The following is a 20,224-nucleotide window of genomic DNA, read 5'->3' as shown; positions in this document are numbered from 1 at the left end:
TTAACTAAACGGAATTGCACTACGTCCTTGTACAAATCCCCTGATTTTAATTATGGGGATTTCCTTGTTGCCTGTTACCTTTTAAATTACTAATATTTTTAGTCAGCACTCTTTACTCTTTCAAACAAAGCGCGATAAACTAATTCACCCTTTTTTTGAGTATTTATCTCACGTTCTGTAGGAACTGGTAAAGGATTTTTATCTAGCCATTCTTGTGTACCAATTTTTTGAAAAGCTGGATTATCAGCAAAGCGATCGCGCATTTCTACTGCGATAAACTCCATATCTGACTGCAAAAGTACAATACCTCCAACTGCCAGATAATTGGCTAATTCTTCTACTAATTCTGGTTGCACTACACGGCGTTTAGCATGGCGGTTTTTAAACCAAGGATCTGGAAATTGAATGGTGACACGCTGTAAAGTTCCTTTAGGAAGTGAAGATAGAAGTGATAGCAATGAGTTATTGACATTGCAAAATAAATAGTGGAGGTTTGTTAAACTTGACTCACCACGTAACTTATTTGCTTCAATTACAAGTGGTTCTCGGATTTCTAAACCAAGAAAATTCCAATTGGTTTCTATCTTAGCCATATTCAACAAAAACTGTCCCTTAGCGCAGCCAATATCTAGATGTAGGGGTTGGTTTGGCTTCGCATAAATTTTTCCCCACTCCAGAGGACTCGCTGGTGTTTGATACTTTTGGGCAAGTGGATTAACATGTTGACGGACTCGGACAGGTGCCAAAGGTGATACTCCTTATAAGTGACAAAAATTAATGGTAATTTTAAGATAATCAGCAAATGATATATCGATAGAAGAACGAATTATATAATAATTTAATATATAATTTAAAGTAGGCTTGCGTATAATAACTACATTCAATAATTAATTATTAACTAATAGTGAGTAACTTCTGATAAGAAAATTACCAATAAATTTGCTTAATCATCTTTTTTAGAGTATTGAAATATAGAGATTCTACTTCATATTTAGAATCAGTATTGAAGTTAATTATCATTGTGCTAGATATATTTATCTTAAATGTATATAAATATTAAGTATAAACATTCCGAGGCAGCTTGACAAAGTAAGGGTTATACTTTGTGGAAAAGAGCTTTTTTAAAATCTGTTTTTAGATTTATCTTGAAAATCAATGTCACTAAATTTCCGTTTTGCTGTAGTCAGCGATTTACACCTCACCCTTCCCCACACAATCTGGGATCATCCCAGTCGTTTTCATTTGGTAGAAGTTAGTATTTCTGCTTTTGAAAGTGTAATAGAGCATTTAACACAACTCGATTTAGATTTTCTCTTAATTCCAGGAGACTTAACTCAGCACGGTGAACCAGATAATCATACTTGGTTACAAAAACGATTAGCACAGCTACCTTTCCCAGTCTATGTTGTTCCTGGAAATCATGATGTTCCTGTTTTGATAGCAAATCAGCAATCAATTGCTTTTGCAGATTTTCCCTACTATTACAGTAAGTTTGGCTATGACGATCCACAGCAAATTTACTATACTCATCAGTTACTGCCGGGAGTCAGACTAATTGGTTTGAATTCTAACTTTTTTAATGAGCAGGGCGAGCAAGTAGGGCGCTTAGATGTCAAACAGCTAAATTGGTTAGAAGAGGTGCTAGCAGAGGCTACTGATGAATTAGTACTAGTAATGGTGCATCACAATGTTGTTGAGCATATACCTCAGCAATCGCGCCATCCTATAGGAAATCGCTATATGTTGGAAAATGCGCCTGAACTTTTGCAATTGCTACAGCATTATGGAGTCAGACTAGTTTTTACAGGACATTTGCACGTTCAGGATGTGGCTTGTTCACAAGGAGTATATGATATTACCACTGGTTCTTTAGTCAGCTATCCTCATCCTTACCGTGTTTTAGAGTTTCATCAAGATAACCACGGTAGAGAATGGTTGCAAATTTTATCTCATCGCGTGGAATCAGTACCTAATTTTCCTAATTTGCAACAGTTATCGCGTCAGTGGATGGGCGATCGCTCTTTCCCTTTTTTAGTCAAGCTATTAACTCAGCACCCTTTAAATCTACCATTGTCCCAGGCAGAAGAATTAGCTCCTAGTTTGCGCGACTTTTGGGCAACTATTGCTGATGGAGATGCTTTAGTTGACTACCCCGAATTTCCCCAAAAAGTGCGCCGTTATATGCAGACTTATGGTGCGATCGCAAATAGTGGCACACCTACTTTGATTGATAACAATAGCACTCTGCTGTTAAACAGGAGTTAGGAGTTATTTCCTAATTCAGCATTAATTTGGCGGCAAATCCCAAATACTGAAGTGTAGCCATGTATAAACGTACTGCCACCCACAGGGCCAATTTCTCCACCACAAAAAAAGCCACCTATGGGGATATCTTGGACATATCGGCTAAATAGCTCAGAATCAAAATTGGGTTTGCCGTACAGTCCTTCACCACGTCCTACACAAGAAAACATTAAAGCAGCGGCGGCAGAAGGTTCAGTGGTTTGTTGATCTTGATACTGTTCTAAAAGTAATTCCAAATCTTCGGCGGAAGCTTGGGCATCGCGCAAGTGGAATTGCAGGCGTTGACCAGGACGAACAACATCGCCAATAGCGATCGCCCCTGCTGTAGGATCTACCCCCAGGATGCTACGAATTAAGAAGTCTCCCTGCTGTAAAGCACGTTTAAATTCATCCATTGCTACACCTACAAACAGAGAATGCTGTGCTAAAACTCGCTCTTGTTCACTCAGGCTAGAGATCAAATCTCGCAACACCATTAGCGGTACTTTCTCATCTAGTTCCAAGATGATATTGCGTTCAGCTTTGGTGATTTGCATGGGTTGACCGATTGGTCGGCATCCTTGAGCCACAATTGTTTCTAAAACAATATTGCCAGTCAAAGCCAAGCCTACTGTTCCCTCACGATGCAAGCGATCGTTACAAAATAAAGCAGTCCGACCACCAAAGCCCCCAGCACTAGCCTGTCCCCCCACAATCACCGAGCCAGGATAAGCAAAATCTAACCCTTGTAATAGTTCATTGATTCCTGAAGAAAAGGCACTAGAAAGCAAAATGAACTGGGGTATCGGTGAGGGTGGTACACCGATTAAATCGATCCAAGCATCTGGCGAACTATCTAAATCAGGTAATTCTTCGGCAACAACATGAAAAACTTGCACATTTACCCCTGGTAGGTGAGCTAAGGTTAGGCTGATGGCCGCTTCTGCTTCCAGTTCTTGAGTTTCTCCTTTAGCTGTAGTACCAATCACACCACCACCACTACATCCAATGATTACAGGTACCGAAAGCTGTTCAGCCAACAAGGGTAAAAGCCGGGAATACTCACTTGCAAAAGCAGACGAAATGAATAGCAGTCCTAGATCCGCAGGTGCTGTTAACGACGAGACAGCCCTTTGTACTACATCTGCTATAGCTGCTTCCAAAGAAGGACGGGTTGACAGGGCATTTGCCCACTGCATTTGGTCTGCCATGAGTTTTGGGCTTTTTTCTATTATTGGCTAGTAGTTTTCGATTTTTTATTTGGGGAAGAGTCAAATCCTCGCAATAGATTGGTGCCAGCCTTATTGTATCTTTCCTCAGTAACTGCTCTATCTTAGGAAGCTAGGGTTGTCATTTGTTACTACATGCACTAAATATAATGTATAGTTACGCTTTCGTAGTATTTACTCTATAAAATCTTAAAAGATCAACAAAAATTACAGTATAGATGCAGCAAGTTGCTGTAATAGTAATCGATACATCAGTCTACGACATTAACTGAATCAGCTAATTGGGTAGAATGGTGAATGACAAAACAAAAAACAGCAATTTTTGTAACTTTTCTATACTGGTATTGACACCACACAACGAGATTTAATCTATGAGCGACATCCAAGAAAAAATCCAAGAAGAAGTTGAACAAGCTCGTACTGTCTGTGATACATCAGGTAGCAATTCACCTGAGTGTGCTGCGGCTTGGGATGCAGTTGAAGAAATGCAAGCTGAAGCCTCCCACCAGCGCCAAAACAAGCCCAAAAACTCCTTAGAACAGTACTGTGATGAAAATCCCGAAGCAGCTGAGTGCCGGGTTTACGATGATTAGAAATTAAATTGGTGAATTTTCTTTTCGCCTGACACGCAAGCAACCAGAATCTAATTACTGATATCTTGTACTTTCACGCTACTCATGTAGCAAATCTCAATTCGCCCCTCCTTTAGATCATCTTTGTTCCTACTCAGAAAAACAAGATGACTAAAATATAGACTGGGTAAGGTCTAGGATGCAGTTTTTGAGGATTTACCCTCCTCAAAAGCAACCCCTAACTCTTAAAAAATTGAGGTTTGTCTAGGCGTGCTAGCTCATAGCTTTTGGGCAAGTTCCGTAACTCTCCCACTTCTGCTATAAGTTTGTGCAAGATTTTTAGCTTAAGGATCTGTGAGTTGCTTGTTTTTTTTTCAATTTAAAGATGAGGTTAACTTTAAAACAAAGGATGAAGTATTACAATTTTCATCCTTGATACTAAATCCTAGACAAGAGCTGTGAATTAGGTATATTGGTGTTAATTTCAGCCAAAACCCTTTTAAAACCACATTGACAGATTCAATCTGAAAATGTAGGCAAAAGCTAGCAGTGCATAATGGGTATTTCCAGTTGAATACTGGGAAAAAGGCAATCTGAATGCAAATTTTGTATTTATTCTTTAGACAAAAGTTATGGAAGTTTGGTTTCGCCCTTATGTTTGGATTGACTACCGACTGGCGGTGTTATTTATGGTGGTTATTCCCCTCATTCTCTTGATTTGGGCATTTGTGCAAAAAGTAGAAAGCATACAACGCTTGTTAACAATTTACTGGCGAGTATCCAGTCTGCTGGCCATTACGATTTACTTGATGATTGCTCAGTATCCAGTTAGCTTTATCTCTGGGTTAATGGCAAATATCTTGATTCCGATTTCACTATGGTTTTGGGTGGATCTCAACGATGAAATTGATTATCAGCCTAGTGGACTTTTGAAGCTGATTTTCACCTCTTGGCGCTGGGCTATGACAGTTTATTGTATTTTGGGGGCGATCGCCTTCGTGCCTTTTGTGGTTTGTGCCTTGTCTGAAACTGCCATAAAAACCCCCTATTGTCGCGTCTGGTTTGAGGCTCCCTTACTCTTTAAAGAGTATTTCCACTACAATAGCAAGCCTGCTTTTCTCGGCTTTCTGGGCATAATTAGTTTAATCATTTATGTTGCTTACTTAAGCTACTTTATCTTAATTAAGCTCGGCAAGCAGGGACGCTCAGCTACACAACAGTAGATGGTAGAGTTCTTCATAATGAACAATTCCATTGGCAAGCGACTGGAACAATACACTACTAAACGCCCACAAGAAGTTTTACTTGTAACGGTAGAAATTGCTGATAAGCAAGACCAAGTTGTAATTTTCAAAGGCTTTTCTAGTTCTTTGATGCACCCAACTGCATTTGACCCAGATGTGCCGGTCATACCAGACGAGGCAATAATTATCAGTGTTGACCGCGTTGCGAGTCCTTACAATCCTGAAGCACCACATTATATTCAACAAGGACTAACTTGGGAAAATATGCAAGCTTTATTGTTAGAAGTGGGAATCTAGTTAATAGACATATCCAGAAATTAGGTATCAGCCCAAACTGTATAAAGGTTTTAGGTTCAACAATGATCCAGCTTTTATTCTCCGTGAAAGGCTAAATCATATAAATTTAGAAAGCATTACTACTTTGGGTTCTCCTTTATTATTTCTCAAGCAAATGTTAGATATTGACTTCTCTGTAGTAAACCATACCTTTGAAAAAAACTATAGAAAAGATTCTGCTATATCATATAGATTAAGGTGGGTAAATGTAATTCATTCATCTGATTTGATAGCTTATCCTCTTAAATTCGCTATAGAAGATGAAATTAGTCCTAAATTACTGTTTTTTGATCAATATGTTTGGCAATATGCCAATGGAACTGAGAAGACATTAAGAAATTTTGGGCAATCAGATTTGGCAATGGTTGTTGCAGCCGAAGATGCTCACTCTTCGTACTTTTGTGACAACCTTGATGGTGCTATTACAGCAAGGATCATTGGATATAATTTATTAGGGGAAATAAAAAAACTTTCAACAAAGATGTGTAAGTCGAACATAAATTGCTACAGTTTACGGCTCACATATCTCGCTATAATTCTTCTTAAACTTTAACTTGCCGTATATTCCTATGACCTCCCAGCAACTTGAAGAACAATCTCAACAATTAGAAGCGCGAGTCGCAACTTTGGAGACAGAACTAGTACAAATGAAAAAAATGTTGTCTGGGTTTCTCCAAAACCAAAACCCTTGGTGGTTGAAAGTTGCGGGTAGCTTTGAAAACGATCCTACCTTTGATGAAGCGGTTCGCCTTGGACAAGAGTGGCGTAAGTCTGCTGAGTAGGTTGCTACTACTTTAAAATGTATATTCTGGACACCGATCATCTCAGCTTTATCCAGCGTAATTCAGAAGAAGGAAAGCGAGTTTTGACAAAGCTGGCAACCGTTGAAGAGCTTGAAGTTGCAGTGACTGTGATTACCTACGAAGAGCAAATCAGAGGTCGGCTCAATGTTCTATCTAGGGCGAAAATGCTAGATGAACAAGTCTTTGCATATCAAGGACTACAACAACTTGCATTGGACTACCAATCAATCAGAATTATCCCGTTTAGCCGTATAGCTGCTCTGGAGCATCAACGCTTACGAAAAGCCTATTCCCGTCTGGGAAATATGGATCTGAAAATTGCTGCAATCTCGTTAACCAACAACACAATCTTACTCACCCGTAATGAATCAGATTTTGGAAAAATCGTAGAATTGCGGACAGAAGACTGGTCGATAGTATAAATAAATTAAATTTATAAAATGTCCCGTTCTGGATACACTCTCCCCGTTTTTGCCTGTGCTTCTGCTGTTGCAGCATTACACTGGTTGCGCCATAGCCAACCCCTAGAAGTTGTATCTGTAGATTTGATTGAACCAGCACAAATAGTAGAAATCCCAATCGAACAGGTAGCGGGACTATCTAAAAATTCAGCTTTGGCAATTACCCGTAGTGATCCAGGTGATAATCTCGACCTGACTAAAAATACACCAATTTGGGCATTGGTGGAATGGAGAAAAGAACCAGGGGAAGCAGTAATTATTCAAGGAGGAGAAGGAATTGGTAAGCAATTAAATGCTGAGGGAAAAGCAGCGATTTATGCTTATGCTCAGAGGTTGCTAAAAGAAAACTTGTGCCTGATGCTAGCAGCAGGAGAAAAAATCACTGTTACGATTATTTTACCAGAAGGGCGATCGCTTGCTGTTCGTACTTCTAATTCTGCCTTTGGCGTTGTGGAAGGACTTTCTTTGTTGGGGACAACGGGTATTTCTCAACCGTTGAGTACACCAGATCAGTTAGACGCTTTTCGTAGCGAATTGCAACACAAAGCCAGCCGTTTTGAGAGTTTAGTCTTCTGTATTGGGGAAAATGGCTTAGATTTAGCGCGGAAACTCGGTATTAATTCTGAGCAATTGGTAAAAACTGCTAACTGGTTAGGGCCAATGTTAGTAGAAGCTGATGCTCTCGACGTTAAGGAAATCTTATTGTTTGGCTATCACGGCAAATTGTTAAAATTAGCTGGAGGAATTTTTCACACCCATCATCACCTGGCTGATGGTCGTCGAGAGATTCTGGCTGCACATTGCGCCTTAGTTAATTTAAATTCAGCAGATATTCAAGCAGTCTTTCATAGTGCCACAGCTGAAGCTGCATTAACATACTTACGATCGCTAGATGCAAAAACTGGCAGTAATTGGGTAAATCAAGTTTATAACGCGATCGCCCAAGCCATCGATACTCGCTCCCAAGAATACATTCAAAGCCATAACACCAGAGGCACAGCAGCGACAATCTGCGGTTCTATTCTCTTTGATCGCGATCGCAAAATTATCGTGAAGAGCAAAACTGCCTGCATCCTGATCGAAAAATTATGTTAACTTATTATGAATAATCATAAATAATCCCAATACATATCTTTTTCGGTAGCCACTTTAATATTAAGTTATTCTTTCTAATACCATGTCAGATTAATTGGCTAAGCAAACGCCCTCTATCCCGCGTTTGTAGGGGATTTCCTTACCATTTACTAGCACAACCAGGCAGCTAAGTGGTATTTATTTAGACCATAGAGCAACTATCTACCTTACATCCAAACTCCCCCGATCATGAATACAGCGGTGACTCTACTAACCGAACAAGCTCCTCAAACACTTGAACCTTTGGGGCGGCTTGATCGTCAAATGATTGTGATTCTAGACTTCGGCTCTCAGTATTCTGAATTGATTGCCCGCCGCATTCGCGAAACTCAAGTATACTCTGAAGTTCTGTCTTATCGCACTACATCTGAGCATTTACGGCAACTAAATCCTAAAGGCATCATCTTCTCCGGTGGGCCAAACTCGGTTTATAGTGATCACGCTCCCCATTGTGACCCAGAAATCTGGAATTTGGGAATACCTATTTTGGGTGTATGCTACGGGATGCAGCTCATGGTCAGCCAACTCGGCGGGGAAGTAGCCAAAGCTGACCGAGGTGAATACGGTAAGGCATCATTGTATATTGATGATCCCACAGACTTGCTGACTAACGTCGAAGATGGCACCACCATGTGGATGAGTCATGGAGACTCTGTAACTCAAATGCCGCCAGGATTTGAATTGCTAGCTCATACAGAGAATACTCCTTGCGCTGCCGTTGCTGACCATGAAAGGAAACTTTACGGCGTGCAGTTTCATCCAGAAGTGGTGCATTCTGTTGGCGGTCTAGCTTTAATCCGCAACTTTGTTTATCATATCTGCGACTGTGAGCCAACTTGGACAACAGCGGCTTTTGTCGAAGAAGCAATTCGGGAAATTCGCGCCAGAGTTGGGGAAAAGCGGGTACTTTTGGCTCTTTCTGGGGGTGTTGATTCTTCTACCCTAGCCTTTTTACTGTATAAAGCGATCGGGGATCAACTGACTTGTGTATTTATCGATCAAGGCTTTATGCGGAAATTAGAGCCAGAAAGATTATTGAAACTTTTCCAAGAACAGTTTCACATTCCGGTAGAGTATGTCAATGCTCGCGATCGCTTCTTAGCTCAGGTTGATGGTATTACAGATCCTGAAGAAAAACGCCGTCGCATTGGTCACGAATTCATTCGCGTCTTTGAAGAAACATCTAAACGCCTTGGCCACTTTGACTATCTCGCTCAAGGTACTCTTTATCCAGATGTGATTGAATCTGCTGACACCAACGTTGATCCCCAAACTGGTGAACGGGTAGCAGTGAAAATCAAGAGTCATCACAATGTTGGTGGATTGCCTAAAGACCTACGTTTTAAATTAGTGGAACCTCTGCGGAAACTTTTTAAAGATGAAGTCCGCAAAGTTGGGCGATCAATTGGTTTGCCAGAAGAAATTGTCCAACGGCAACCTTTCCCTGGCCCTGGTTTGGCGATTCGCATTTTGGGCGAAGTTACAGCTGAACGGTTGAACATTTTACGCGATGCCGATTTGATTGTGCGGCAAGAAATTAATCAACGGGGCTTGTACCACGATTTTTGGCAAGCATTTGCTGTATTACTACCAATTCGCAGTGTCGGCGTTATGGGCGATCAACGTACCTACGCCTATCCAATCGTCTTGCGGATTGTCAAGAGCGAAGATGGTATGACTGCTGATTGGGCGCGAGTTCCCTACGATGTTCTAGAAGCAATTTCTACTCGAATAGTCAATGAAGTCAAAGGTGTTAACCGTGTGGTTTATGACATTACCTCTAAGCCGCCTGGAACCATTGAGTGGGAATAATTAAGTTAGGAGTTATGAGTTAACTTAAAGCTCATAACTCCTTTCTTTGCTTCTTGTAGAATTTGAATTGATGTATCTTGTTTAGCAACGTGCAAAATTTAAGTACTGCTTTCAAGAATTTTCCGCAACTCACGACCGAAAATTTAATTTTGCGGGAAACAAAATTAGCTGATGCACCAGCAGTTTTTCAGGTCTTTGCAGACGATGAAGTAACTAAATATCACGATTTAGAAACCGCTACCCATATAGAGCAAGCTCAGTTTCTGATCGAACGCCGTGCAGAGCGATTTAAGAATCAACAAGGTATCCGTTGGGGAATAGCTACGAAAGAAAATAATGTGATCATCGGTTCCTGTGGCTACAGCATTAAAAGCATTAAAAATTGCTTTCAAGCAGAAATTGGATACGAACTGGCAAGGGAGTATTGGAGAAAGGGCTTAATGACAGAAGCCTTAAGAGCGATTATTCAATGGGGTTTTCAGCAATTGGATTTAAACCGAATTGAAGCATTTGTCATGCTAGAAAATACCGCCTCGATTAAATTATTAGGAAATTTGGGATTTGTAGAGGAAGGACTTTTGAGAGAATATGGATTTTGGAAAGGAAAATTCCATGATTTGAAGATATTTTCTTTATTAAGAAGAGATTATGAGAATTATTTTTAACTGAATTGCTGAGACACTAATAGTAGGGTGGAGATATTACTAAGCTGATGCGCGCCTAAATTGTGTAAACACTCTTTACGGTCGTTAACTGTTAACTGTTGACGGTTAACGGTTAACGGTTATCAGTCATCAGCCTTCATGTAAATGTTCAAGTTAAATGCGTAAGAGTTTACAACGGTATTTTGATAATAAAAGTAGCTCCTTGTCCTTCACCGGGGCTAGTAGCTTGAATAATACCACCATGTAATTCGACTAAATGAAAGGCGATCGCTAAACCTAATCCTAAACCACCTTGTTTGTGAGTACTATTTCCCTGACGATAGCGTTCAAAAACGTATGGCAGAAACTCTGATTTGATGCCTATACCTGTGTCACTCACTGTAATTTGGGCATCAGCACCACTTTGAAATAATCTGACTTCTACTCGTCCCTCTGGTGGGGTAAATTTAATAGCGTTAGAGATTAAATTATCTAAAACTTGCAGTAGGCGATTGATATCGCCAGTAATAGGTGGTATTGACTCGTCAAGGATGGATTCTAAACAAATATTTTTGGCCTTTGCAGATGGATAAGCAGTTTCAATAGCCACCCTCACAATATTAACTAGATTGATTTGGCTGAGTTCTAGCTGTAATTTGCCCTGCAGCATCCGGGAAATATTTAGCAAGTCTTCGAGGAGTTTTCCTTGAGACTTGGCACTGCGTTCAATGGTTTCTAGGGCGCGGGCAGTAGTGGCTGCATCTAATTGCCGAGTCCGCAGCAGCTCTGTCCAGCCGAGAATAGCATGTAGTGGCGATCGCAAATCATGAGATACCATAGCCACAAACTCATCTTTAGTCTGGTTAGCGGCTTCAGCTTCCGCGCGGGCGGCTTGCTCTAACTCCAACAGCCGATTGCGTTCATGCAGTGCAGCTTGCTGTTCGCTAATATCTGTTGTACTGCCAACTACCCTAACCACCCGCCCGTTGATATCGCGCGTCATCACTCCTTGATCTAGTATATACAAATAATGATTATCTTTGTGACGTACTCGATACTCAGCGGCGTAGTGATTTTGATGAGCAGAAAGATTATGGAAGTGATTACCTAAACGCTCTCTATCGTCAGGATGAACTAAATCTTTCCACCATTCATGAGTCGTTTCTGCTTCTTGGAGGGAGTAGCCCAAAATTCTAGTTAGTCCCTCAGTTCTATCAACGATATTTTTTTCTAGATCCCAGTCATAGATAAGACAATTAACCGCCGCTGCTGCTAGTTGAAAACGTTCGTTGCTTAAGCGTAGTTGTTCCTCTATCTGTTTGCGTTGGGTAATATCAAAGGTTGTACCAACAATCTGGTGCGGCGAACCGTCAGCCTTCCTGGTGAATACAGTATCTCGACTACAAAACCAGCGCCACTCACCATTAGCATGTCGCATCCTATACTCATTTTCAAGAATTTCACCATCTCGAAATGAGTCAAATCGTTTGTACATCTCCAAAAATTCTGTTAAGTCGTCAGGATGCATTACATTAAACAGGAACTCTGTTCCCATTTCCTGAATTTGTTGGGGAGTATAGCCAAGCAGTTCAGTAACTTGACTATTAATATAAACATTGCGCTGTTCAACCAAATCGTGAACATATAAAATCCCTGGAGTTGTTTCGGCTATGCGTTCGATAAATTGCTGACTCTCCCGCAATCGCTCCTCGGCTTGCTTTTTTTCAGTCACATCTCGCCAGGAAGCGACTAGGCCATCTCCCATTTTGGTAACGCGAATATCAAAAGCTTTGCTTAACTGCTGCTTGCCACACATACATGTGTAAATGAGGGATTCTTTGATTAATGGTTTGCCTGTTTCTATAACTTGGCAATACTCATCAAACAAACCACTTTCTTGATAAGCAGGTAAAATTTGGCATAATCCTTGACCTAAATGCTTTTCTTTGGTCAATTGATGACATTCGCAAGCAGCAGCATTCACATAATCAATGCGAAAGTCTACTATTTCCCCCGTGTGATTTCGCATAGCTGAGTAAATGCCAAAACAGTCCAGCATATTCTCAATTGAGGTACGGAAACGTTCTTCACTCTTTTGCAGTTCTTGACGTAGCTGAGTATTTTTGATAGCTGAGTGAATAGTAGAAAGCAAACGCTCGGCTGTTGTTTGTCCTTTAACTAAATAGTCTTGGACACCAATTTTCATGGCTTGGACAGCTACGGCTTCGTTGCCATATCCTGTTAACATGATCACCGCTGGCATAGCTACTTGAGACTGCTGTTTTAAGTCTGTCAAAAATTCCAGCCCATCCATATCTGGCAATAAAAAATCTAATAAAATGCCATCAGGCTGAAACTGTCTACATAATGCCAACGCTCCTTCTCCCGATTCTTCTTCGAGAATTGTGTAGCTGTATTCTTGATCTTGCAGCAGATAACGACGATAAACCTGGCGGTCTTCGGGAGAATCATCGATGATTAAAATGGTTAGCGGTTGTGCCATGACTACTTGCTAACAGCATCAGGGAGAATCGCAATATCTAGCCAATAAGTAATGAAGGTTTGAATAGTTTGTATTAATCTATTTATGTCGATTGGTTTTAGGATATAACTAACAGCACAGTGTCGGTAACATATTTCAATATCTTTAGGGTTAGAAGAAGTAGTAAATACAATTACAGGAATGCTTTTCAAGTTTTTATCCTGTTTGATTTGCTCTAAAACTTCCCGTCCATCGGTTCCTGGTAAATTGAGGTCGAGCAAAATAATTGAGGGACGAGGTGCTGTTTGGGGATCTTGATAAGAGCCAGTGCGGTAGAGGAAGTCTAATGCTTCATCGCCATCGGTGCAGCGAAAGACAGCACTGGCAACGTCTTGTCGGTGCATAACTCGACATAAAGCTTCAAAATCTTCATCGCTGTCTTCAATTACCAGCAAAGTTTGGGCGATATTACCAATCATCGGTTTAGTAGACATTGCGGCTACTATTTAACAACTGTAAGAGCATTGAGCATCAGAAAACAAAGTTGAGTTTAATTGTGCCCAATTATTTATCTTTTGTTTATTGGCGGTTAATCATGGTTTTTTTGATATTTTCAATGGAGTCTAGTCTACTTCCTGCAACGTGAAATAGAAGGTACTACCTTCACCGTAGATTGATTCCACCCAAATTTTACCTCCATGTCGCTCCACAATTTTTTTGGTGATGGTCAATCCTGCCCCAGTTCCGCCGCCATATTTGCTTGGCCCATGCAGTCGCTTGAAAATGCGGAAAATCGCCTCAAAGTGCTTTTCCCGAATGCCAATACCATTATCTCGCACGTAGAATATCACTGGTGGATGTGGCTGGTCAAGATAACCAATTTCAATCCATTTTATGGCTTTATCGTTGTATTTAATAGCGTTGGCAATTAGATTGTTGAAGACTTCGCCTACTTGGATGCGATCGCAATAAACTGTTGGTAACGGTCTAGGAATGCGAATTTCTACCTGCATCTCTTCAATTCGGGCGCTCAACAAATCTAAATTGCGATGAACAACACTATTAAGATCAGTATGCTGCATTGAAAGATCCACTCTGCCCAAGCGCGAAAAATACAGCAACGAATCAATTAAATCTTCCATGCGCTGGGTGAGACGAATTAGAGTTTTGAGCTTTTCCTTCCCTTCATTGTTCAAGGTTTGACCATAGTCTTCAATGAGAAAATTGGAATAATTGTGAATACCACGTAGTGGTTCCTTCAAATCGTGAGAAGCAATGTAGGCAAAAGCATCTAATTCGTGATTACTACGTTCGAGTTCAAAATTTAACTGCGCTAGTTCATCTGCTTTCCGCAGTACCACGCCAATAATCGCACTTCTTAATTCCAGTGCTGCATTTACCTCACAGGATTTCCAAGGTCGTGACTTTAGCTGCACCGTTTCTTTCCACAACTCAAACGATTTACGGGGTGATAGGCGCAATCCCCCATTTGCTGTTAGTTCTACAGGTTTATGGGGGTTTCCGCCCCAATTAACAGTTCGCACCACCTCTGGACGAAACCACATAACATAGTTTTTTTGAGTTTTGGAAAAGGGAAACGTCATCAAACCGCTAGCTACATCTCGAAAATTTTCTGCCTGGGGATAAGCTTGTGAGAGTGCATCGGTGTAAAAAATATCTTCATGCTGGTTTTGATGAAGCCAGTCCACTAAATCTTGCATGTCCTGTTTTTCTGGAGTGTTACCAACGGTAAAATATTCTCCTGATAAACAGACTGCTGCTCCTTGAGCGTTCACAAGATTCAGGAGATTAGGTTTGTAGTTAATTAAACCCTCAATAAAGTTTTTTTCTGCCGACATAAATTCAACTAATTTACTATGGGCAGATTTCAATGTAATTTTATATTCGATGTCTTCACTATCTTCTTTAGTACCCAGTTCTAAAGATGTCATTTGTCCCAAAAATTCACAAGCATTGCGAATTTCATAAGGAACATATTTAGGTGATTGATGATGGCAAGCGATAAGCCCCCACAATTTTTTATTTTTAATAATAGAAATTGACATTGATGCCTTTACCCCCATATTATGCATGTACTCAACATGCAAAGGTGAGACACTCCGCAATACCGACATGCTTAAATCTAAAGGCTGCTCGGTCTCAGGGTTATTTGCAGGCACAACTGCCGCTGGTTGGTAACTAGCATCGGGTATTAGCCTCAGCCAATTACGGCTGTAGAGTTGTCGGGCTTGATTAGGAATATCAGAAGCAGGGTAGTGTAAACCTAAATAAGCAGTGAGATATTCTGGCTTTTCTTCAGCAATAACGATGCCATCCCAATTATCATCAAGTCGATAGATCATCACTCGATCAAAGCCAGTTATTTTTTTAACTTCTTTAGCCAGAATCTGACTAAGTTCTATGACAGTAGCCGCACCCTGCAACTTAGACATGGCCTGCTTGACTAGGTGATAAAATCTAAAATATGCGTTATCTTTTTCTGAAAATGCAGGTTCTAATTCTAAAATCAAAATTTGATGGGAGCGATGCACAATTCCATCAAAATGTATAGCTTGATCACCATATTTTATAGTAAACTCAATTGGATTAACAAATGAAAAATTTTCTTGAGATAAACAATCTTGCAAGAAATTAATTTGTTCAGGTTCAATCAACTTGTTTAAAGGTTGATTTAGCAAATTTTCGGGATGAATACCAAGGAGATTAAAGATATTATTACTAATTTGCAGAATAGTTAAATCTGTTTCTTTTAATGCTAAAAGGATACCATGTGGCTGAATTGAGCCAGGAATATGAATCGGCTCTCGATCGCAGTTTGTGAGGTCAACTTGGAAGGGAATGGTAATATCATTGTTACTGTTCACTTTTTAGTACCAATAATTACAAGTATGCCTGAGCTTCAGACAGCCTTTGAATTTATATAATCGTCAGGTTAATATACGTCTACAAGCATGTAACTCTTAGGTAATAAAGATGGACGCAAATAAAATTTTCGCATTAAATTACTATTTTTTGAAGTGAAATTGATAAATGTAATAAAACATAAACATATATAAAATTTACTTCAGACAATAATTAAAATGCGAGGGAATAATTAGCCAAAAAATGAAGTTCGGCTAGACAAACTGAGTTATTTTCTGATGAAAATTGGTGCGATCGCAGTAAAATTACCTTTGGTATAGTTACTGAGGATAAATCAACAGCTTCTTAGTTGTAATTCTCTATTTCCCAATATCAATGGAGACTCTATGCAACCTCATCTCCCTCTGGCAGGCTTAAACATTCTCGTAGTTGATGATGATGATGATAGCCGTTTTTACATCACTACCGTATTAGAAGCAGATGGAGCTACTGTTGTAGCGGTTGCATCAGCAGTAGATGCACTGGAAATATTACCAAAGTTGCAACCTGATGTCTTTATCTGTGATATTGCTATGCCTGGGGAAGATGGCTACACTTTGATTCGCAAAGTACGTTCACTCAAAAACGATAAAATTGGACAAGTCCCCGCAGTTGCTTTAACTGCTTATGGCGATAGTGAAGATCGTATCCGTGCCCTAGAAGCTGGTTTTCACACTCATGTTGCGAAACCAGTTGATCCAGGAGAATTAGTAGTGATTGTAGCAAATTTAGTTTCTTCTTGTGGGGTCTAAACCTTCCCAGAAACAACTACGGCAAGTATTGCCTCAAGTTTGCTGCTCAACTTTTGCTATTTCCAGCATGGTCTTTAAAACTGAATCTGGATTCAGACTAATAGAGTCGATTTCTTGTTCAACCAAAAACTGAGCAAATTCTGGGTAATCACTAGGTGCTTGTCCACAAATGCCAATTTTGCGATTACGCTTTTTCGCAGTTTTGATGACCATTTTCACCATTTGTTTGACTGCTGGACTGCGTTCATCAAATAACCGTGCCACTAATGCCGAATCTCTGTCTACCCCCAGTGTCAATTGAGTTAAGTCGTTGGAACCAATAGAGAATCCATCAAATACATCAGCAAACTCTTCAGCCATAATCACATTGCTGGGCAATTCACACATTACATAAACTTGTAAGTTATTGACACCTTGCTGTAAACCATTTTTTGTCATCTCTGCTAATACCAAACGCCCCTCATCAGGAGTCCGACAAAAGGGAATCATCGGGATAACATTAGTTAAACCCATTTCTTGCCTTACTCGTTTGATAGCCTCGCATTCGAGGGCAAAAGCTTCTCTATAGCCTTCGTCATAATAACGCGCCGCCCCCCGCCAGCCCAGCATCGGGTTTTCTTCGTCGGGTTCAAACTGTCGGCCACCTAGTAAATTCGCATATTCATTACTTTTAAAATCTGACATTCTCACAATCACTGATTTGGGATAAAAGGCCGCAGCAATTCTGCCTATGCCTTGGGCTAATTTATCCACAAAATATTGGGGTTTTTTCTCATAAAGTGCAGTAATATTAGCAACTTTAGCTTTGACAAATTCATCTTTTAATTCATCAAAATGAATCAATGCCATTGGATGAATTTGAATTTGGTTAGCGATAATAAACTCTGTCCGCGCCAAACCTACTCCATCGTTAGGAATGGCAGATAAGCTCAAAGCTTCTTGGGGATTACCAACATTCATTAAAATTTGAGTGCGGGTGCGGGGTAAGTCTTCTAAAGGAACTTCTTGAACTTCAAAGGGCAATAAACCTGCATAAGCCTTGCCTTCTTCCCCTTCAGCACAAGAAATCGTCACCTCTTGACCAGTTTTCAAGACATCCGTCGCATTACCGCATCCCACGATCGCAGGCACACCTAATTCTCGTGCAATAATTGCTGCATGGCAGGTGCGCCCACCAGCATTAGTCACAATTGCACTGGCACGTTTCATAATCGGTTCCCAGTCAGGGTCGGTTCTTTCTGTTACCAACACATCCCCAGGTTGGAACTGTTCAATTTTGCGTATATCTAAAATCAGGTGGACTTTGCCTTGACTAATTGCTTCCCCAATTGCACGTCCCGTCACCAAAGGTTTGGGAGTAGAGAGTGAATGAGATTTTTCCCCATTGCCGATTCCCCATTCCTTATTCCCCAACAACAGGCGATAACTACGCAGTATGTTTCCTGTTTTCTGCGACTGGACGGTTTCAGGACGTGCTTGCACTATAAATAGTTCATTGGTAATGCCATCTTTTGCCCATTCGATATCCATTGGGGTGTAAATACCGTGGGTTTGGGAATAATGGTCTTCAATTAAACATGCCCAATGTGCAAGTTGTAAAATCTCGTCATCATTGAGGGCAAATTTACGTTTATCTGCGGTTGATACAGAGACATTTTTGGTAAATTTCGAGCCATCATCATAGATCATTTTGAGTTCTTTGCTGCCCAATTTTTTATCGATAATTGGGCGAAAACCTGTTTTTAAAGTTGGTTTAAAAACACAGTATTCATCTGGGTTGACGGAACCTTGGACAACGTTTTCTCCTAAACCATAGGCGGCTGTAATCAGTGCAGCATCCTTAAAACCGGTTTCTGTATCGATGGAGAACATCACCCCAGAGGTTGCTAAATCTGAGCGCACCATTTTTTGCACACCTACAGTTAGGGCAATGCTAAAATGATCAAATCCCTTGGTTTGGCGATAAGAAATAGCGCGATCGGTAAATAGGGAAGCAAAACATTTATGACAAGCTGCTAAAACTCCTTCGACACCGACAACGTTGAGATAGGTTTCCTGTTGTCCGGCAAAACTAGCGTCGGGGAGGTCTTCGGCGGTAGCACTGGAGCGCACTGCTACATCTGTGTCTGTGTTGTATTTTTCACATAAACTTTCGTAAGCTGTGGCGATCGCATCTCGCAATTCTACAGGAAATGGCGTATGTATCAACAGCGATCGCGCTTTTTTCCCCCTGAGTCGTAAATTTTTAATATCCTCAACATCCAAATCTCGAAACAGTTCTCGTAACTTTGCTTCTAATCCCGCTGACTTAATGAAATAACGATAAGCATAAGCAGTAGTAGCAAATCCTGTGGGGACTTTCACGCCTTGGGGTGTTAGTTGTTGAATCATTTCCCCTAATGATGCATTTTTACCACCAACTAGGGGTATGTCAGCAATCCCCACTTCATCAAACCAGAGAATGAGCGATCGCTCTTTGGAAGATTGAGCTAAAGTGTTTTGAGATACCGTAACCATCTGTATTACCTCTCAAGTATATGCTCTGGTTATAAATGTGTAATTGCCAGTGAGGATATTGTTTTCCCTGTTCAATTTTAGATTTCAATTTTTGGATTGTGCCATTAAATGCCACGTTTTCGTTAACAACAGTTAACATTTTCCGGGATAATAGCTATATTAAAACCTTGGATGCAATGCAAAATGGCGCAGCTAGAAAGACTACTAAAAATGGCAGAAGATGAGCTAACACAGTACAGCACTGATGCTCGTAAAATCGAAAAACTGCGCCGTAAAATTGGTTTATCAGTATCAGCAGCAGAACAGCGGCAAGCAAAGGAAGAACTATTAGCTACTATGCAATCTAGCACAATTACTCAAATTGTTGAAGAACAAAGGCAAGTAGTAGCCTTACCATTTTGGGGAATTGCTGGATTGGGTTTGTTATTCGGAATTTCGCTAAATCAACCCCTAGCCTTATTAACAGCTATAGGTGGGACTATAGCTGCTTTCAAAATTCAACAATGGGGTTGGCGATTGCAAGCAAAACGTTTATTGTTAAAAACATTTGAAGATATTGAAGCACGTATTGCCCAACCTCATCAATAATATAGCGTTGCTGATTGATGAGGTGATTTTTGTTTCGCACATTCGTCGTTAGACGTTCCCATAGGGTAGGCGCTAAGAATCTACATTTAGCTTTAATCAAAAAGCTCAATTCATCCCACAAATATGCAATACCAGAAACTCTTACTCTCTGCGCCTCTGCGTCTCTGCGTGAGGTAAATTCATAATATCGTGTTCGGGTGAATCGAGAATGCCACTTTGGATGACTAATCGAGGCCAAACTAATAAGAAAAAACCCATCCATACCAATAGAGGAATCGCAATCAGTACTGTTAGCCAAATTGTCTTAAATAGTAACCAACTGCCACTAATCAGAGTCACGCCTGTAAGTAAAATTGACCAAGGCTGACACCACCAAGGTTTGTAGTTCCAAGGACTTAGAGGCTTTTGTTCAGACATCGATTTGATTGGGTAAATTTGTAAATTG

General features: G+C 40.4%; 19 protein-coding genes. 12 read left to right on the top strand and 7 right to left on the bottom strand.

Going from position 1 to position 20,224, the window contains the following annotated elements; genetic code table 11:
* Positions 1–98: 98 nt before the first annotated feature.
* A complete protein-coding gene (gene trmB / locus I8751_RS24455) occupies positions 99–746 on the bottom strand; it encodes a tRNA (guanosine(46)-N7)-methyltransferase TrmB (RefSeq protein WP_214441685.1) in 648 nt (215 codons plus the stop codon).
* Positions 747–1,155: 409 nt separating this feature from the next.
* Here trmB and I8751_RS24450 point away from each other — a divergent pair, with 409 nt between their 5' ends.
* Entirely contained in the window at positions 1,156–2,265 is a 1,110-nt protein-coding gene (locus tag I8751_RS24450) for a metallophosphoesterase family protein (RefSeq protein ID WP_214441684.1), read from the top strand.
* Here the strand turns inward: I8751_RS24450 and I8751_RS24445 are convergent.
* Positions 2,262–3,494 (bottom strand): FIST signal transduction protein, encoded by a 1,233-nt coding sequence (locus I8751_RS24445; RefSeq protein ID WP_214441683.1) that lies wholly within the window; start codon positions 3,492–3,494, stop codon positions 2,262–2,264. The two genes, I8751_RS24450 and I8751_RS24445, sit on opposite strands and share 4 nt — an antisense overlap.
* A gap of 389 nt (positions 3,495–3,883) precedes the next feature.
* On the opposite strand from I8751_RS24445, the gene I8751_RS24440 reads away from it, so the two are divergent.
* The 9 genes from I8751_RS24440 (at position 3,884) to I8751_RS24400 (ending at position 10,539) form a co-directional block, all read left to right on the top strand.
* Entirely contained in the window at positions 3,884–4,105 is a 222-nt protein-coding gene (locus I8751_RS24440) for a Calvin cycle protein CP12 (protein WP_214441682.1), read from the top strand.
* Positions 4,106–4,716: 611 nt separating this feature from the next.
* Positions 4,717–5,307, top strand: coding sequence for a DUF3177 family protein (locus tag I8751_RS24435; protein WP_214441681.1), 591 nt, complete (start codon positions 4,717–4,719; stop codon positions 5,305–5,307).
* A gap of 18 nt (positions 5,308–5,325) precedes the next feature.
* The gene (locus I8751_RS24430; protein WP_214441680.1) at positions 5,326–5,625 is read left to right on the top strand and encodes a DUF7734 family protein; all 300 of its coding nucleotides are present in this window, start codon (positions 5,326–5,328) and stop codon (positions 5,623–5,625) included.
* Between the two features lie 124 nt (positions 5,626–5,749).
* Positions 5,750–6,217, top strand: coding sequence for a hypothetical protein (locus I8751_RS24425; protein ID WP_214441679.1), 468 nt, complete (start codon positions 5,750–5,752; stop codon positions 6,215–6,217).
* A gap of 16 nt (positions 6,218–6,233) precedes the next feature.
* Positions 6,234–6,446: a hypothetical protein gene (locus tag I8751_RS24420; RefSeq protein ID WP_214441678.1), complete on the top strand. Its 213-nt coding sequence runs from the start codon at positions 6,234–6,236 to the stop codon at positions 6,444–6,446.
* Between the two features lie 17 nt (positions 6,447–6,463).
* Complete coding sequence (locus I8751_RS24415) at positions 6,464–6,889, top strand: type II toxin-antitoxin system VapC family toxin (RefSeq protein WP_214441677.1); 426 nt, start codon at positions 6,464–6,466, stop codon at positions 6,887–6,889.
* An 18-nt stretch (positions 6,890–6,907) separates the two neighbouring features.
* On the top strand, positions 6,908–8,023 hold the full coding sequence (gene cbiD, locus I8751_RS24410; RefSeq protein WP_214441676.1) for a cobalt-precorrin-5B (C(1))-methyltransferase CbiD: 1,116 nt from the start codon (positions 6,908–6,910) through the stop codon (positions 8,021–8,023).
* 228 nt (positions 8,024–8,251) lie between these two features.
* Positions 8,252–9,874 carry a glutamine-hydrolyzing GMP synthase gene (gene guaA / locus I8751_RS24405; protein ID WP_214441675.1) on the top strand — a complete coding sequence of 541 codons (1,623 nt, stop codon included), beginning with the start codon at positions 8,252–8,254 and terminating at the stop codon, positions 9,872–9,874.
* 89 nt (positions 9,875–9,963) lie between these two features.
* Complete coding sequence (locus I8751_RS24400; protein ID WP_214441674.1) at positions 9,964–10,539, top strand: GNAT family N-acetyltransferase; 576 nt, start codon at positions 9,964–9,966, stop codon at positions 10,537–10,539.
* A 169-nt stretch (positions 10,540–10,708) separates the two neighbouring features.
* Here the strand turns inward: I8751_RS24400 and I8751_RS24395 are convergent, their stop codons facing one another.
* From I8751_RS24395 to I8751_RS24385, 3 genes are all read right to left on the bottom strand, one after another.
* Positions 10,709–13,021: a PAS domain-containing protein gene (locus I8751_RS24395; protein ID WP_214441673.1), complete on the bottom strand. Its 2,313-nt coding sequence runs from the start codon at positions 13,019–13,021 to the stop codon at positions 10,709–10,711.
* 2 nt (positions 13,022–13,023) lie between these two features.
* Positions 13,024–13,479 (bottom strand): response regulator, encoded by a 456-nt coding sequence (locus tag I8751_RS24390; RefSeq protein WP_214441695.1) that lies wholly within the window; start codon positions 13,477–13,479, stop codon positions 13,024–13,026.
* A gap of 144 nt (positions 13,480–13,623) precedes the next feature.
* Positions 13,624–15,885: an ATP-binding protein gene (locus I8751_RS24385; RefSeq protein WP_318780365.1), complete on the bottom strand. Its 2,262-nt coding sequence runs from the start codon at positions 15,883–15,885 to the stop codon at positions 13,624–13,626.
* Positions 15,886–16,269: 384 nt separating this feature from the next.
* Here I8751_RS24385 and I8751_RS24380 point away from each other — a divergent pair, with 384 nt between their 5' ends.
* Positions 16,270–16,674, top strand: coding sequence for a response regulator (locus tag I8751_RS24380; RefSeq protein ID WP_214441672.1), 405 nt, complete (start codon positions 16,270–16,272; stop codon positions 16,672–16,674).
* A gap of 33 nt (positions 16,675–16,707) precedes the next feature.
* Here the strand turns inward: I8751_RS24380 and ppsA are convergent, their stop codons facing one another.
* Positions 16,708–19,191 carry a phosphoenolpyruvate synthase gene (gene ppsA, locus I8751_RS24375; protein WP_214441671.1) on the bottom strand — a complete coding sequence of 828 codons (2,484 nt, stop codon included), beginning with the start codon at positions 19,189–19,191 and terminating at the stop codon, positions 16,708–16,710.
* 183 nt (positions 19,192–19,374) lie between these two features.
* On the opposite strand from ppsA, the gene I8751_RS24370 reads away from it, so the two are divergent.
* Positions 19,375–19,779 carry a hypothetical protein gene (locus tag I8751_RS24370; protein WP_214441670.1) on the top strand — a complete coding sequence of 135 codons (405 nt, stop codon included), beginning with the start codon at positions 19,375–19,377 and terminating at the stop codon, positions 19,777–19,779.
* 141 nt (positions 19,780–19,920) lie between these two features.
* Here I8751_RS24370 and I8751_RS24365 read toward each other — a convergent pair whose 3' ends face one another.
* Positions 19,921–20,196 carry a DUF6737 family protein gene (locus tag I8751_RS24365; protein ID WP_214441669.1) on the bottom strand — a complete coding sequence of 92 codons (276 nt, stop codon included), beginning with the start codon at positions 20,194–20,196 and terminating at the stop codon, positions 19,921–19,923.
* Between the last annotated feature and the right edge of the window lie 28 nt (positions 20,197–20,224).

Source organism: Atlanticothrix silvestris CENA357, assembly GCF_016056295.1.
GTDB lineage: Bacteria > Cyanobacteriota > Cyanobacteriia > Cyanobacteriales > Nostocaceae > Atlanticothrix > Atlanticothrix silvestris.
The sequence above is the reverse complement of the archived record's forward strand: the minus strand, read 5'-3'. Positions and strand labels throughout refer to the sequence as shown.